Below are 15,096 nucleotides of genomic sequence, written 5' to 3'. Positions count from 1 at the left end.
TAAATGTCAACTTTTATCAACATCTAAATGCTAAGTTTTGCTAAGGTTCATACCTTGAAAAACCTTGTCACTAAATCTAAAAAGTGGGTAGTTAGCTGTTGTATAACACTATCCTGTTTTTTGCCACTTTTGCACTTCTCAACTTTACGCTGTGGCGGGGCTTTGTGAGAAAGTGGGTAGTTAGCTGTTGTATCATGGTAAGAGGTGGAGGGCTACACATATTTGGCTACTGTCTTTCGTGTCATATTCATAGCTTTAGCAAGAGCGGTCAGATTGGCTTTTCCGTTAGGTTTCAAGAAGTCACCACTCTTTAAAAGTTGCTGCACTCTCTCTTTCGTTTGCTGCACTCTTTGATCTCTCCTAAGTTGTCCACCTTTTGAGTGAGCTTCTTTTAATTGAACATCATTAAGTCTGACTCGAAACCTGTCTCTATTCTGATCGATGAACATATAGGCACCCAGTGCTTTTTTATGCAGTTCTTTGGGTTGATACTTTTTATCTAACTTGTCATTCATCTGTAGAGCTGCTGAGGTCATAGCCTCTTTGGTAAATGCTCTTTGGTGTATTAGTCTTTGACCATACCAACATAAACGCTTATAAAGCTCTTGTTTCGTTGAGGGGTACATTATATCAGGGTAGATGATCATCGGGGCTTTAAATGCCTTTGAGAGTTCGGATATGGTGTAGATATTGCCTCTAACTTCTGTCGTGTCTGTGATATGGAATTCATCAACATATTTAAAAGCCACACATAGAAATGCTTGAAGCCCTAATTTGATATTGCTTATCCATCGGTACTGATTTGGTGAAGTGATGTAGCCTTCTATCTCATAGATCAATATAAGGGTTTGTGAGTTTCTTGAATAAAGCGTATCAGTATAACTTGGTGATGGGAGTAGCCCCTTTACCTTGCTGTAGTCGCTTTGGCATATACTTATACCGATAAAAGGACGGTGCAAAGGTTCAGGGGTCATTTAGCCTCTATGCAGCTTGATCTTCGTAGGATGCTATGATGAGATTGATGCTCTTTTTTGCATTCTCCCAGCTCAGGTTTAGGAGATAGTCCCGTATCTTAGCTCTGTCTGCTTCGTCTGTGACTACTGTAGCGATACGCTCGATCTTATCAAGACTCAGTTTTGTATGCCTTTGCTCTACAATAGTGGCAACTGAGGGGCTGTTTTGTTCAGCGATATTGATAAGCTTTTCTTGCTTATGCTCGGGTAGCTTTCTCCAGCCTCTATAATAAGCCATTGCTGTGAAGAGTTTAATCCATTGCTCATTGATCGGTAATGCCTCGATGATGTTGGCTATGGTTTCCATCTCTTTGGTACGTTTTTCGTATAGTTCGTGTTGTTCTATTGTCATTGTGAACTCCTTGAATTTGACAAAAATCAGAGTGAGCTTTATCCTCCTGCATTAGGTGCATTTTTCAAAAGCCCAAAAGTGGGTTGAGGTCGGTACTTTAAGAGGAATAAGAGAGTGAAGTGTGGTATAATTGAGTTCCTGCACTCGATACCTCATCACCTCTTTACTCTGTTAAAGTTTTGGTGAATGTATCCTACATATTACACCTCCTGGGAGAGATAACCATTATGCGGTTATTCCAAGATTGTCCAGCTCATCTTTTTTGAATACTGTAATGCGTGGGGATAGTTTGATAGGTGTTAAGCGTCCTTGCTTTGCATATAGCCAGATCGTCGATAGGGCTACTCCAAGATACTCGGCTGCTTCTTTGGCTCTGTAGTTTTGTTTACGGGGTTGTTCTTCTCTCATTGTCTTAACCTTTTAATATTTGATATAGGGTTTTATAACGTTATATGAGAGAATTATGACATAGATATAAGTGAGTTAAAATACCATAAACTGGGCTTTTGAAGAGAGGTATTAGCTTAATATTTTAGTAGCATTTTAATAGCACAATATTAGTAGTAAATTAATACCTTTTAAGTACTTACTTAATATCTTTTTAGTACTTAAAAGGGAATTTCAACATTTTCTTCAAGTTTTTTTATTTTTTCTTTCACATCCTTTTTGTCCAAGAAAACATCATTAAAAAGGTAGTAGTATATTTTCAATTTTTCTTGAGTATAGTTTTCCATATGCTCGTATATTGTGGAGTAAAGCTCCTCGTAGCCACTCCAGCTTGTAGTTAACTCTATCCCTACAAAATTTTTATTTGCATCATATGTCTTTAAATAAATTTCATATGCTCTTAAATAATCTTGTTTTGCTTGTTGGTAAAAAGCATTCTTATGATTTTTCACTGTTGCGTCTGATGTATCCCTCTGAATACTAATCTCAATAATTGCATGGGCTAAATCATATTCACCGCTCATAATCAGATTATACACATCAATAGCTACTTCATCTTTTTTATTACCTTTTTTTTGTTTTCTCCTTGCTTGTTTATTATAAGATTTGAGGTATTCCCGGATAACATCAATGCCATATGTATTTACTATTGCATCCAGCTCTCTAATAGCTTCTTCATTGTTTGTATTAGCATTCATTTATTAATCCTTTCTTTAATTTTTACATTTTCCAAATAATCAGCATACCACTCAACGATCTCTCTTTTTTCCGCATCATATGCTGCACGGTTGTATGCTTTTTTGACTTGGTTCGCTTCTTGGTGGGCTAACAGATCCTCGATCACTTCACTCCTGAACTTACCACTCTCATAAGCTAATGTACTGAACATAGCTCTAAATCCGTGTGAAACTATCTCACCGCCAAAATCAAGGCGTTTAAGTGCCATATTGAGCGTGTTCTCCGAAATAGCCTTTAAACGGCTTATAGGGCTGTGGAATACATACTTTGCATCATTGGTATAAGGGTATATCTCTTTAAGGATTTTTACCGCCTGTGGTGCAAGTGGTAGCTTATGTTCCTTTTTCATTTTCATTTTTTCTGCTGGGATAGTCCATATCCCATTTTCGAGATCAAACTCTGACCACTCAGCATAACGGATATTGTGAGGTCGGACAAAAGTAAGGGGTAGTAACCTTAATGCTGATTTGGTTGTAAACTCTCCAGTGTAATTGTCAATAGCATTCATAAGTTCACCGATACGCACCTCATCGGTTATGGTTTTAAAGCTTTTATTCTTATAGGATCGCAATACATCCTTTTTGGAAATATCGCTGACAATGTTATGACCTACTTTGTCAAACTGTAAGGCATACCGCCAAATACGGTTACATAATCCTAATGAACGGTGGGCGGTTTCTACTGCACCTCTGTCCTGTATGACCTGAGCTATGGTGATGAGGTCGTGACGGGTGATGTCATTCATGCTCTTATCTCCCAGAGGAGCATAAAAGTCTTTCTCCAGAGTCCTTTCATACTTAGAGAGTGTGGCTTCTGCCATTTGTGGACGTTGAAGCTCTATCCATTCAAGGCAAATGCTTTTAAAGGTGTTCCGGCTCTTGAAAACCTCAGCTTTGACCGCTTCCTTTTTCTCTTTACGTTCTCGTGATGGGTCGATACCTTTAGCTATTTGTGTTTTAAAATCTTCTCTTTGCTGCCTTGCATCCTGGAGAGAGGTATTAGGGTACACTCCTAATGAGATACGCTTCTCTTTTCCATCAAAGCGATATTTCAAACGCCACCACTTCTGACCTTTTGGAGTAATTGATAGGTAAAGACCTCCTCCATCAAAGAGTTTGTACTCTTTTTCCTTTGGTTTCGCAGCCTTGATCTCTTTGTCTGTCAGGGGGTTAGTGATACGTGCCATAGGGATAACTCTCCTTTAGGGATAACCCTATTTTAGCACTTGTCCCTATAATTATCCCTAAAATTATTAGTTGTCCCTAAATTGTATTGGAGTGTATTAGATGATAAATATGCTTTAAATCCCGTATTTAAGGGGCTTTGTTAGGTTTTGTTAGATTGGGTTAAATTGTGGAGTGGTGATCACGATTGGACTTGAACCAACGACCACTACCATGTCAAGGTAGTGCTCTACCAACTGAGCTACGCGATCACATTTTGTAGGGTGAAATTATAGCCAAGAGATACTTAAAATATCTCTTAATCGTTTTGGCAGGCCCAGTTGCTCTCTTTACAGAGTCGCTCAAGGTAGACAGAGGCTTCTGTCTTACCCTGTTTGAGTGCCTGCTTCAGATTCTTGTAGGCTTTGACCTTGTCATTGGGGATTCCCTCACCCCAGGCATACATCAGCGCAAGATTGATCTGTGCCGAAGTATCACCCAGTTGTGCGGCTTTTTTGAAAAGCTCGAAGGCTTTGCGTTTGTTTTGTTTGACGCCATTACCTTTCAAATAGAGTAGTGCAAGGTCGTTCATCGCCTCTTTTTGGCCTCCCTCGGCAGCTTTTTCATACCAGTATATTATCTGTTCATTCACATGGGAATTTTTCTTGTCAGTTTTTTGTGCGATCAGTTTTGCCAGGTTGTACTGTGCAGCAGTATTACCCTGCTCCGCAGCTTTCTTATACCACTCCTTTGCCTGATAGATGTCTTTGTTCACCCCTTTGCCATTGGCATAGATCAGCCCTACATTGAACTGTGCTTTGGGATGTCCCTCTTTTGCCAGAACATAAAAGGTATCGAGTGCCTTGATATAGTTCCCCTGGTTATATTCAGCTACAGCCTCCTCAAATTCACCTGCAGTAAGTCCGGCAGCAAGCAATATGATCCATAATAATTTCATTTTTTCCTCCTATATCAGTGTTTCGGCGATGAACGTTTTGGTAACCTTCCCGCCAAAACGGTACACGCCATTTTCATAGCTTACATAGAGTTCGTCACCGCTTTTTGGGTGTACTTTGACCTGGTCAGGTACTTTCCCTTCTTTGTGCAGACGGATGTAGCAGGCGACCATTCCTGTTCCGCAGGCCAGTGTTTCGTCTTCCACTCCGCGTTCATAGGTCCTGACATAAAGGGTGTCACCGTCCAGACGACAGATATTGACATTTGCGTTGTACTTCTCTCTGAGCCTGCGTGCCTCGGTGAGATCGAAGCTGTCGATGTTCTCTTGGATGGCGACCAGGTGAGGGACACCGGAATCGATAAGCCACCACCTCTCCCCGTTTTCGTCGATGTCATCACGCTGGATATCGGGTTCGACCATATCGCTGACGACATAGAGGCCGTTGATCGTGGCACGAATAACTCCTGCTCCGGTCAGGAATTCCGCTTTCCCGTCCTTGGAGATGCCTTTTTCATGGGCAAAATGGGCCACGGCACGGCTGGCATTGCCGCACATGTCTGCTTCGGAACCATCGGAGTTGTAGAACTCCCATTCGAAATCATATTTTTTGTGCGGCAGGACCACTACCATACCATCGGCACCAACGCCATTCTGGCGGTGACAGAGTTTTTTGGCAAGTTCGGACCTGTCGGCATGCTCCTGTGCAATGAAAATGACAAAGTCGTTCCCGTTGGCGGAATATTTGGTCACGGTCATGAAAAATCCTTTTGTATCTTGTAGATGACCCGCATCGTCTCCTGACGAAGCTGTGATTCATCCCGGCTATTGTCTATGAGGTAGGTTGCTTTGGTTTTCTTTTCTTCTATGTCGATCTGGGCTGCGATACGGTGCTCCACCTCCTCTTTGGGGAGAGCGTCTCTTCGTATGGCCCGTTCGATCTGTTGTCTTTGCATAGCGTAAACCACAATGACCTTGTAAGTATTATAGCGAGCTGTCTCAAAAAAAAGAGGTATGTCTATCAGATAAGGCTTCTTTTTTTTATCCTCTATCTTGGAAAGCCGCAGGATCTCCTCGTAGATAAGAGGATGCAGCAGTGCTTCAAGGGCTTTGCGTTTTTGAGTATCTTTGAATATGATGGCACCCAGCACTTTTCTGTCTACCCCGTTTTCCAGAAGCAACTCTTTTCCAAAGAGTTCGGCAACCTCATCGGTGGACGCATCTAAAACCTGATGGGCAATCTTATCTGCATCGATGACGGTAAAGCCTTCCTCTTCAAAGATCTTTGAAACGGTACTTTTACCGGTAGCGATCCCTCCAGTGAGGGCAATGGCGTATTTGAAGGACATAAATTACCATCTACGTACTGAAGCGATCATCAGTTCGTCGTATTTGTAGACATCATCCCTGAATTGCAGTTTCCCGTCGTAGTCGACCCAGGCGGTGAGGTAGACCACATCGATGGGGATGGTGTTCTCCAGAGAGAAATAGGTGTTCTTCTTGCTCTTGAGGATCTTGTACGCTTTGTCCAGTTCGAGACTGGGGTTGAAAGAGGCGATGGTCTCCATCATCAGCTTGGGTTTCTCCAGCCGGATGCAGCCGTGACTGTAGGACCTTTTATCCCGTTTGAACAGGTATTTGGTCGGTGTATCGTGCATGTAGACATGGAACTGGTTGGGGAAGAGGAACTTGATGCGCCCCAGGGCGTTCCTGTTTCCGGGTCTCTGGGCAAAACGGTAGGGAACGGTCTTGCTGTAGCGGTACTGCGCCCAGTTGACCGAGCCTCCACTTACCTTTTTGGCATCTTTCCCCCATCCGGTGTAAATGTCGATACCCTGCCCCGCCATGGCATGCGGATTTCTCAGTAGTTTGGGGATCATCTCTTTCTGGATAATACTCTTGGGTACGTTCCAGTAGGGATTGAGTACGACGCTTTTGACACGGTTTGAGAAGATCGGTGTGGGGTTCTTACGTTTTCCTACAATGACCTTCATCGTCATTTTCAGTTTCCCGTTCACTTCATAGTAAAGCCGGTAATCGGGGATGTTGATGATGATATGCCTGTTGTCCGGACGCTCATGCAGCCATTTGATCCGGTCCAGGTTAATTTTAATGATGGTAATACGTTCATCTACGGTTTGGTTGAGTGCTTTGAGCGTGTTCTTGCCTATGACACCTTTGGCGCTCAGCCCGTTGCGTTTCTGAAAGCGTATGACCGCCTTTTTGAGACAGTTGTCATAAAGGTCGCTCTCATCACTCTCATCGCAGGGAATGTAGTCCCCGGTGATCAGCAGGCGTTCTCTGAGGTCCGGTACGGCGGGGTTCCTGTGGCCCGGTCGGAGAACACCTTTGATGTTGACGGTCGGCCAGCCGCCGTTCTCTTTGATGGCGATATATTTGTCAAGATATTTCCTGAGGGCTCTGTAATGGTACTTTCGGGGTTCTGCTTCCTGAAATGCTTTCTTCAGGCTTCCCATAAGCACGGCATTTTCCGCAACTTGCAGAGGACTGCTGTCGGGTTTGTAGGTGATCCACCCCGCAGTGATGGCGGAGACACGCAGGTTTGAGAGCCTCGCCTGCAGGGCACCCCAGTTGATACTGCCGTAAATGACGTAGTTGGCATACTCTTCATAGAGCTGGCTCATCTTGAACTCCCAGTTGATCTTCTGCACGATACTGCTTGGGTAGTCGTAGAGCTGATGCATCTCTTCTTCGAGGGAGAGGGCATTCTGGTAGAGGTTCGTCGTTCTCTCCAGGGATCTGTCAGATTTGATGATGTCAAAGAGCTCCTGGCTTACTTTGGAGGGCTTGTCTTTTTTGATCCAGATGGGAAGGTAGAAAAGCTCTGTATAGAGCTGCTTGAGAAAGCTTTTGTCGGGTTCCGGTTTCAGTGCCTGGATCATCATGTCCGAAGCCTTCTCGCTGAAAGCGATATCCGCCGTTTTGGCTGCTGCACTTCCTGAAAAGAGAAAAAGGGAGATGACGGCAGTGCCGAGCAAGAGATGAATCAGTTTTTGTAAGCGTTTCATGGGCAGATTCCAAAATAAAAAATATTGATCAGAGTATAGCAAAATTTTTACAGATTTTCTTTGAGAGAGAGCATACGGACGCTATATAACGCTTTATCTGGACTTATATTCATATTTAACCTCCTGTTAACAGAGTGCTGATAAAATCAATGTATGCATTTTACATTCGGCTCACCTTTTTTCCTCTTGTTGCTGTTGCTGCTACCCTGTTTTCTGTGGTGCAGAGAGCATAACAGGACCTATTACTTTCCCAAGCTTGAGTGGGCAGGCAGGGAAAGTGCCCTGCTGAGCTGGGAGCCCTGGCTGAAAATGCTGATCTATACTTTTCTTGTGGTTGCCCTGGCAAAGCCTTTTGTCTACGATGCCGCTGGAAACCAGCACAAAAAAGGACGTGATCTCGTTCTGGCGATCGATGCCAGCGGATCGATGGCGCAGAGCGGCTTCGATGAGAAGGACCGCTTCAAGACCAAATATGAAACGACTCTCGATCTCTCGGCAGATTTCATCAAACACCGCTTCGACGATAATATGGGTGTCGTGATCTTCGGTACATTTGCCTATACGGCTTCGCCTCTGACCTATGACCTCGAGGCGATGGAAAGTATGTTGAAGATGACCACGGTAGGCATTGCGGGAGAGAGTACGGCCATCGGGGATGCGTTGATGCAGGCGATGCGTACACTTTCCTACGGAGAAGCACAGAGCAAGGCGATCATCCTTTTAACGGACGGGTACCACAATGCCGGAAGGTCCTCTCCCAAAGCTGCCGTAGCGAAAGCAAAAGAAAAAGGGATAAAGATCTACACCATCGGGGTGGGAAAGTCGTCGGACTACGATGCGGCACTGCTGGATACCATCGCCAAAGAGAGCGGCGGGAAAAGTTATGCCGCTGCATCAGCTGCACAGCTCAAAGAAGTCTACAAGGAGATCGACAAACTGGAGCCCAGTCCGGTCAGGGGAGAGAACTACCTCAACCAGAGACTGTTGATCTTCTTCCCTCTTCTGGCGGCATTCCTGCTGCTGCTGGGATGGGTACTCTACCCAAAAAGAAGCGTGCTTCCGGGAGGTGAAAAATGAGTATACTCCATCCCGGTTTTCTCTGGCTGCTCATTCCTCTGGGCATTCTCTTTTTTTACAGAGAGAAGAAGCTTACCGAGACAGTGCATCTGATCATCCTTTTCCTTATCGTGCTGGCACTCAGTCGTCCCGTTTTCATACAGGGGGTGGAAGAGAGTCTCATTGAGGCACAGGAGTATGTCATCGCACTGGATGTCTCCTATTCCATGCGTGCGAAAGACCTGAAGCCTGACCGTTATATCTTTGCCAAAGGGACCATCGATTCACTGCTGAAAAAGAATGAGGCGGATAACATCATGCTGATCGCTTTTACAAGCAATCCTCTGCTGCTCTCCCCTCCCACGACGGACCACAGGATGATAGAGGTCGCACTCAAGAGCCTGAACCCGGAGTATATCCTGACCAAAGGGACCTCCCTTAAAAAGCTTTTCAAAAAAGTTGCCTCGATGCCGGAAAGCGAGAAGAATCTGCTGCTGATGACAGATGGCGGGGAAGAAAGTGACCTTGAGGGGCTTGCCGAACAGGTCAGGCGTTCGGGCATAAAGCTGACGATACTGGCACTGGGTACCAAGGAGGGTATGACGGTGGAGAACCCTGACGGTTCCCTTCTGAAAGACAAAGAGGGACACCTGGTCATTTCCCGTATCAATCCGATACTGGAAACTCTGGCTTCCGAGACAGACGGAACGTATCTGACCGCTGCTTCCACCCCGGAAGCCACGGCTGACAGGGTATACAAAGCCCTGAAAGCACAGACAGAAAGTACAGAGATGATCACGAAGAAACAGCATCGCTACACGGAACTCTATCAGGTTCCGCTCTTCCTTGCTGTAGTGCTCTTTATGATGCTGCATACTCGCGCTGTGCGTTTTCTGGTGATCGCCCTGGCCCTTTTGGGTATACATGCGGAAGCTTCCATGCTGGACGGATACCGTTTGAACAAGGCATACAGCAGTTACCGTGCAGGAGACTTCAATGCGTCGAAAGCCTACCTCAAAAATGTGGAGACACCTTCTCTGCAGAGCCGTTTTGCTCTGGGAAATATTTATTACAGAGAGGGGGCGTATGACAAAGCACTGAAGGCCTATGCCTCTATCCGAAGCACTTCCGTACAGGTGAAACAGAAGCTGTATTACAATACGGCCAACTGCTATGCCAGGAAACAGGCGTATGAAAAAGCCAAAATATACTATACTAAGGCTTTGCAGCTTGGAGACGATAAGGATGCCAAAGAGAACCTGAAACTTGTGGCCCTGCTGGCGGACAAAAAGTCCGCCGGTCTGGGTATTGCCCATCCCAAGTCGCAGAACAGCGGAGCCTCCAAAAGCGGAGAGCAGGAAGAGAGTAGCAAAAAGAGCCGGGATGAGGACCAGCCCAGTTCAGGCAGCGGCAGCGGAGGAGAGAACAGCAAGAGCAAAAAAGAGCAGGCGAAGCGCAAACTGCTGCTCGATTCCAAGGCAGAACAGCAGCCGCTGAGTTCCAAGGTCTATGAGCTTATCAATAAAGGATACATTCATGAAACACATCCCTGGTAGGGCCGTATTCCTCTTTCTGTCCGCTTTCGTGCTGCTTCATGGAGAGAACTTCGTTTACGACTTTCATATCAGCAAGCAGAACGCGTATGAGAAAGAACCCCTGCTGCTCAGTATCGACCTAAACCAGACCAATGAGGATGTGGTACTTTTCTTTCATTTCGGCATTGAAAAGAACGATGCCTTCCTCGTGGAGCAGATCGACTCGACACAGGACAATACCCTGCACCATGCCAGGATACACTACCGTTATATACTCTATCCGTTAAGGACAGGGGATATTAATGTCTCTTTCGATCTTGTCGAGCGGGTGACCGATGAGGAGAAAGTGGCCTACTCCTTTTCCGGAGACCGTGACGATTTCAAAAAGCTCGAGACCAAGGACCGCAAGGTCGATGTGTCTCCGATCGCGCTACATGTCAATGCACTGCCAAAAAGCACACAGCTTGTCGGTGATTTCAAACTTTCCTATGATATCAAAAAACATCAGGCACAAAGCTATGAACCCATTGCGATGAAAATCATTTTGGAAGGCGAGGGGTACCCTCCCGTACTGGAACGGCTCTATCCGGACGGAGATGACTTCACACTTTTTACGCAAAAACCCCTTGTGCAGAAAATACCGCTGAAAGATCATCTGAAATACAGGGTCACTTATATTATGGCACTCTCCCATGATAAAAGTTTCGACCTTCCGCCGCTCCAGCTTCATGCCTTTGACCCGAGATTAAAAAAAGCGTATCAGCTGACCATACCCAAACAGCATTTTGATATCACTCCGGCAGAGGTAAAGGATCTGGTTGACAAAACAGACAATCCCCAGCCCCTGCACTTTGACTTCTCCTGGCTCGGTTCTCTGCTGGGGTACATCGTGGTCTTTTTTGCAGGCTACATGACCGCCATATCACTGAAATGGAAACGTAAAGTCACGGCTGAGAAGATTGATCCTCTAATAGGGAAGGTGGAAGCCTGCAAAGATGAGAAAGCACTGATGCAACTGCTGATGGCAGTGGACAGTAAACGGTTTGAAAAGGCTATCAATGCTTTGGAAAAAAGCCTGTATGGCAAAGGAAAGACCAATTTCAAACAAATCAAACAGGAAGTATTGGAGAGCATGAAATGAATAAAAAAATAGCATTACTTAAAACAGAACTGGGCAAAGCAGTCATCGGTCAGGACGTCATGATAGAAGGGCTGCTTGTCGGTTTGCTTTGTGACGGGCATATCCTGGTCGAGGGGGTACCTGGACTGGCGAAGACTACTACGATCAATGCCCTTGCCAAGGCGATCGGCCTCGACTTCAAACGGATTCAGTTCACGCCCGACCTTCTTCCCTCGGACATCATCGGTGCACAGATCTACAACCCTCAGGACCATACATTCAGTATCAAGAAAGGCCCGCTTTTTACCAATCTTCTGCTTGCCGATGAGATCAACCGTGCTCCGGCCAAAGTGCAGTCCGCTCTGCTTGAAGTGATGCAGGAACGCCAGGTGACCATTGCCGAAGAGACTTTCAAACTTGAATCTCCCTTCCTGGTTATGGCGACACAGAACCCCATCGAGCAGGAGGGTGTCTATGCGCTGCCCGAAGCGCAGCTCGACAGATTTATGATGAAGATCGTCGTGCACCATAACTCCGAAGAGGAGGAGCTGGAGATTATGCGCAAGGGTGCCCAGAACGGTTTTGGAGAAGTGCAGCAGGTAATTGAGAAAGCGGAGATCTCCCAGCTGCAGAAAGCTATCTATGACATTCACATAGACAAAGAACTGGAACAGTACATTGTCCAGCTCATCTCTGCGACCAGGGCCCCAAAGAAGTTCGGTCTTGAAAAAATTGCAGATGATATTATGTACGGTGTCAGCCCCAGGGCCTCCATAGACCTTTACAAAGCCGCCAAAGCGAAAGCCTTTCTGCGCGGGAACGATTTCGTTACCCCTGCAGACATAGGATACATGATACACAATGTCCTGCGTCACCGCATCGTACTTTCCTACGAGGCAAGGGCCAAAGGCGTGAGTACGGATGAGGTTATCAGTGCGATCGTTGAGACACTGCCAATACCTTGATGGAGATTTTCATTAAAAAGGTATTCGCATGAATACCGCGTTAAAGGCACTCCAGCTTAAAGCCCGTCATCAGGTCTATACGCTTTTGAGCGGTAACAATCTCTCCAAACTGCATGGGGAAGGATATGATTTCTCGGAACTGCGTGAGTATCAGATGGGAGATGATATCCGGAAGATCAACTGGACCATTACGGCTAAACTGGGAAAGCCCTACATTAAAGAGCTGCATGCCAACCGTGAACTCTCTGTGGTGGTAGCTGCTTTGATGGATGGTTCGCTCTATTTTGGAACGGATAACGACAAACAGAAGAAACTTACCGAGACAGCCGTCCTGCTTTCCTATGCGGCACAGGTTAACGGGGATATCTTTACCGGTATCGGCTATACCCAGAAAGAGACCCTGCTGACCCCTCCGACTAAACAGCTCTTTCACGTGGAACACTTTTCCGAGAGACTGTATGAAACTCCTCTGCTCGGTACAGAAATAGATGTAGAACATGCTCTGAAGGATCTCTTTGCCCGTCTGCACAAAGCCTCCTTGGTATTCATACTGGGAGATTTCCTCGAAAAACTCGATCTTTCTTTACTGGCACAGAAACATGAAGTGATCGCTGTGATCATACGACATCGAGAAGAGGAATTCCCCAAAAAGCTGGGAGAAGTGACCCTGCGTGATCCCAAAAGTTCGGAACAGACCGATACCTATTTTGGCAGAAAAAGCATTCTGCGTTACAGCGCAAGACTGGAAGAGAACGATACAAGACTGGCGGAACATTTTGCCCGTTACGATATACGTTCAGTGAAAATCTTTACCGATGAAGAGCCTTTGGGGAAACTGATGACACTTTTCCGATAAGGCTTGCTTTAGAGGTTCCCTTTAGAAATACCCTTTATACGAACAGCAAAAAGACAAATACGACAAAGAGGATGAAGTGCAGGAATCCTTCCAGGACATTCGTCTCTCCGTCATTGAAATTGACCATGCTCACCAGAAGGGTCAGTGCTATCATCATAGTCTGTACCGGGGTCAAAGAGAGGTTGAGTTCCAGACCGAGGTATTTCGATACGATGATGACGGCAGGAATGGTCAGAAGCACGGTAGCGAGAGAGGCACCCAGGGCAATGTTGATGACCGTCTGCATGCGGTTGTCGATGGCGGCCCTTACGGCGGTAATCAGTTCCGGTGCCGCCGAAATGACGGCAACGCCAACGGCTCCGATAGCCATGGGAAGGCCAAACGTATCGAGGGTGTTTCCCATGAATACGGAGAGTATTTCGGCCAGGATACCGATGACGATGATGGAAATGACCAGATTGACGGAGTGATACCATGCATTTATTTCGGGGTGCACTTCACATTCTTCCCCCTCTTCACAGTGACCTTCTCCTTTGTATTCAAAGAAGTACTTGTGTGACATAAGCTGTACACGGGTAAAGATGATATAGAGGAAAATGAAGACCACGACATTGAACATCATGAATCTGTTGTGGTATACAGGGTCAATGAACTCGGGCAATACCATAGCCACACCAATGGCGGTCAGGAGCATGGCGAGGTAGGAGTTGGATGAGTCGACATTGTAGGGCTGTTCGCCGTACTTGAGGCCTCCGATGATAGCGGCAAGTCCCAGAAGTCCGTTGATGTCAAGCATCATCGCCGAGTAGATGGTGTCACGGGCAAGATCCGGGTTATGTGCATGCATCATCATTATGACAATGATGACGATCTCCACGATCACTGCCGACATGGTCAGGATAAGCGTACCGTAGGGTTCTCCGAACTTCTCTGCAAGCATTTCTGCATGGTGTGCAACTGACATGGCCGCATAGATGATGACCACAAAAAGGATACCAAATCCGATGAGGTTGCCTGCCGTGCTCTGTACCAGGGTGTGTTCGAAGTGACTGATACCTATGAAAGTGACTATGGCAAGAAAGAGGCTGTACTCTTTGGAGAACTGCTTGAGAAGCTGCATCAGTTTATTAGATCCCTGTAGTCTACAGCAGTGTTGATCTTGATCTTGCCTTTCTCTTTGGCCAGACGTTTATCGCCTTTCTTATAGGCTTTTTTCAGTGCTTTTGTCATTTTTTCCTGCTGTTTCTCTTTGGTGATACCCAGCTGTTTGAAGAACTTCTTGATGCCGATCCATGCTTCCTCTACTAGAGATTCCTCAGGGGTGGCTTCATGTTCTTCAACATCAATGGCTTCACTGTTCTCTGTATGCCCGAGCTGGTGGACATAGAGTGTACGCATTTCATGGAAAGCTTCCTTGAGAAGGTCGATCTCGCTTCTGAGAGTGGTCGAGATCTGCTTGTTGCTCTCTTTGAGGTCTTTGACCGTATCTTTGAGTACAGCGATCGTTTCATCTTTGGCGTCAAGCAGTGCCTTATAGTCCGTTTGCTTGTCTGCCAGATTTGCTGTGGCAGATTTGGAAGTTGTCGTTTTTTTGATTTCGGCAGCTGCAGGTGTTTTCTCTTTTTTGGCTTCTTTGTCAACAACGATGTAAAGTTTACCGTCAACATTCTTCGCTGTCAGTATGCCCCGTTTGATCTTTGCGTAAACCGCCTGTCTTGAAATACCGAGTTCTTTGGCATACTCCGCAGGTTTCATCAATTTTTCCATACGCTTCCCTGTTTACAGTTTTATAAATCATAGCATAATTTTTATGAAAGGTTGACATTTAGAGGTGCCCTATATTTTATCGTGTAAAGGGAAAGTCAGG

At 45.8% G+C, this 15,096-nt stretch carries 16 protein-coding genes and 1 tRNA gene; 5 read left to right on the top strand and 12 right to left on the bottom strand.

Annotation, left to right across the window (positions count from 1 at the left end):
* Positions 1–212: 212 nt before the first annotated feature.
* From SUN_RS12580 to SUN_RS12535, 10 genes are all read right to left on the bottom strand, one after another.
* Entirely contained in the window at positions 213–974 is a 762-nt protein-coding gene (locus tag SUN_RS12580) for a hypothetical protein (RefSeq protein ID WP_012084196.1), read from the bottom strand.
* A 7-nt stretch (positions 975–981) separates the two neighbouring features.
* Positions 982–1,365 (bottom strand): hypothetical protein, encoded by a 384-nt coding sequence (locus SUN_RS12575; RefSeq protein WP_012084195.1) that lies wholly within the window; start codon positions 1,363–1,365, stop codon positions 982–984.
* Positions 1,366–1,590: 225 nt separating this feature from the next.
* Complete coding sequence (locus SUN_RS12570; RefSeq protein ID WP_012084194.1) at positions 1,591–1,773, bottom strand: helix-turn-helix transcriptional regulator; 183 nt, start codon at positions 1,771–1,773, stop codon at positions 1,591–1,593.
* Between the two features lie 200 nt (positions 1,774–1,973).
* Positions 1,974–2,510 (bottom strand): hypothetical protein, encoded by a 537-nt coding sequence (locus SUN_RS12565; protein ID WP_012084193.1) that lies wholly within the window; start codon positions 2,508–2,510, stop codon positions 1,974–1,976.
* Positions 2,507–3,736, bottom strand: a complete 1,230-nt coding sequence (locus SUN_RS12560) for a tyrosine-type recombinase/integrase (RefSeq protein ID WP_012084191.1) — start codon at positions 3,734–3,736, stop codon at positions 2,507–2,509. Before SUN_RS12560 ends, SUN_RS12565 begins: the two co-directional genes overlap by 4 nt.
* A 173-nt stretch (positions 3,737–3,909) precedes the next feature.
* Positions 3,910–3,985, bottom strand: a tRNA-Val gene (locus SUN_RS12555).
* 47 nt (positions 3,986–4,032) lie between these two features.
* Complete coding sequence (locus tag SUN_RS12550) at positions 4,033–4,671, bottom strand: tetratricopeptide repeat protein (protein WP_012084190.1); 639 nt, start codon at positions 4,669–4,671, stop codon at positions 4,033–4,035.
* 9 nt (positions 4,672–4,680) lie between these two features.
* Positions 4,681–5,427, bottom strand: a complete 747-nt coding sequence (dapF, locus tag SUN_RS12545; protein WP_012084189.1) for a diaminopimelate epimerase — start codon at positions 5,425–5,427, stop codon at positions 4,681–4,683.
* The gene (coaE, locus tag SUN_RS12540; RefSeq protein ID WP_012084188.1) at positions 5,424–6,017 is read right to left on the bottom strand and encodes a dephospho-CoA kinase; all 594 of its coding nucleotides are present in this window, start codon (positions 6,015–6,017) and stop codon (positions 5,424–5,426) included. The genes dapF and coaE overlap by 4 nt, the downstream gene beginning before the upstream one ends.
* A 3-nt stretch (positions 6,018–6,020) precedes the next feature.
* Positions 6,021–7,697 (bottom strand): L,D-transpeptidase family protein, encoded by a 1,677-nt coding sequence (locus SUN_RS12535; RefSeq protein WP_012084187.1) that lies wholly within the window; start codon positions 7,695–7,697, stop codon positions 6,021–6,023.
* Between the two features lie 153 nt (positions 7,698–7,850).
* On the opposite strand from SUN_RS12535, the gene SUN_RS12530 reads away from it, so the two are divergent.
* The 5 genes from SUN_RS12530 to SUN_RS12510 are packed head-to-tail and all read left to right on the top strand — an operon-like array spanning position 7,851 to position 13,229.
* Positions 7,851–8,774, top strand: a complete 924-nt coding sequence (locus tag SUN_RS12530) for a vWA domain-containing protein (RefSeq protein ID WP_012084186.1) — start codon at positions 7,851–7,853, stop codon at positions 8,772–8,774.
* Positions 8,771–10,309: a vWA domain-containing protein gene (locus SUN_RS12525; protein ID WP_012084185.1), complete on the top strand. Its 1,539-nt coding sequence runs from the start codon at positions 8,771–8,773 to the stop codon at positions 10,307–10,309. Before SUN_RS12530 ends, SUN_RS12525 begins: the two co-directional genes overlap by 4 nt.
* The gene (locus SUN_RS12520) at positions 10,290–11,429 is read left to right on the top strand and encodes a BatD family protein (protein WP_012084184.1); all 1,140 of its coding nucleotides are present in this window, start codon (positions 10,290–10,292) and stop codon (positions 11,427–11,429) included. Before SUN_RS12525 ends, SUN_RS12520 begins: the two co-directional genes overlap by 20 nt.
* The gene (locus SUN_RS12515) at positions 11,426–12,373 is read left to right on the top strand and encodes an AAA family ATPase (protein ID WP_012084183.1); all 948 of its coding nucleotides are present in this window, start codon (positions 11,426–11,428) and stop codon (positions 12,371–12,373) included. The genes SUN_RS12520 and SUN_RS12515 overlap by 4 nt, the downstream gene beginning before the upstream one ends.
* A gap of 28 nt (positions 12,374–12,401) precedes the next feature.
* Positions 12,402–13,229 carry a DUF58 domain-containing protein gene (locus SUN_RS12510; protein ID WP_012084182.1) on the top strand — a complete coding sequence of 276 codons (828 nt, stop codon included), beginning with the start codon at positions 12,402–12,404 and terminating at the stop codon, positions 13,227–13,229.
* 34 nt (positions 13,230–13,263) lie between these two features.
* Here SUN_RS12510 and SUN_RS12505 read toward each other — a convergent pair whose 3' ends face one another.
* Together SUN_RS12505 and SUN_RS12500 are read right to left on the bottom strand one after the other, a co-directional pair.
* Positions 13,264–14,349 (bottom strand): calcium:proton antiporter, encoded by a 1,086-nt coding sequence (locus SUN_RS12505; protein WP_012084181.1) that lies wholly within the window; start codon positions 14,347–14,349, stop codon positions 13,264–13,266.
* Positions 14,349–14,996 carry a DUF3972 domain-containing protein gene (locus SUN_RS12500; protein ID WP_148154709.1) on the bottom strand — a complete coding sequence of 216 codons (648 nt, stop codon included), beginning with the start codon at positions 14,994–14,996 and terminating at the stop codon, positions 14,349–14,351. Before SUN_RS12500 ends, SUN_RS12505 begins: the two co-directional genes overlap by 1 nt.
* Positions 14,997–15,096: the final 100 nt, after the last annotated feature.

It is taken from the genome of Sulfurovum sp. NBC37-1 (genome assembly GCF_000010345.1).
In the GTDB taxonomy this organism is placed as follows: Bacteria; Campylobacterota; Campylobacteria; order Campylobacterales; family Sulfurovaceae; genus Sulfurovum.
Note: the sequence above shows the minus strand (reverse complement) of the source record. Positions and strands in the feature narration are given on the sequence as shown.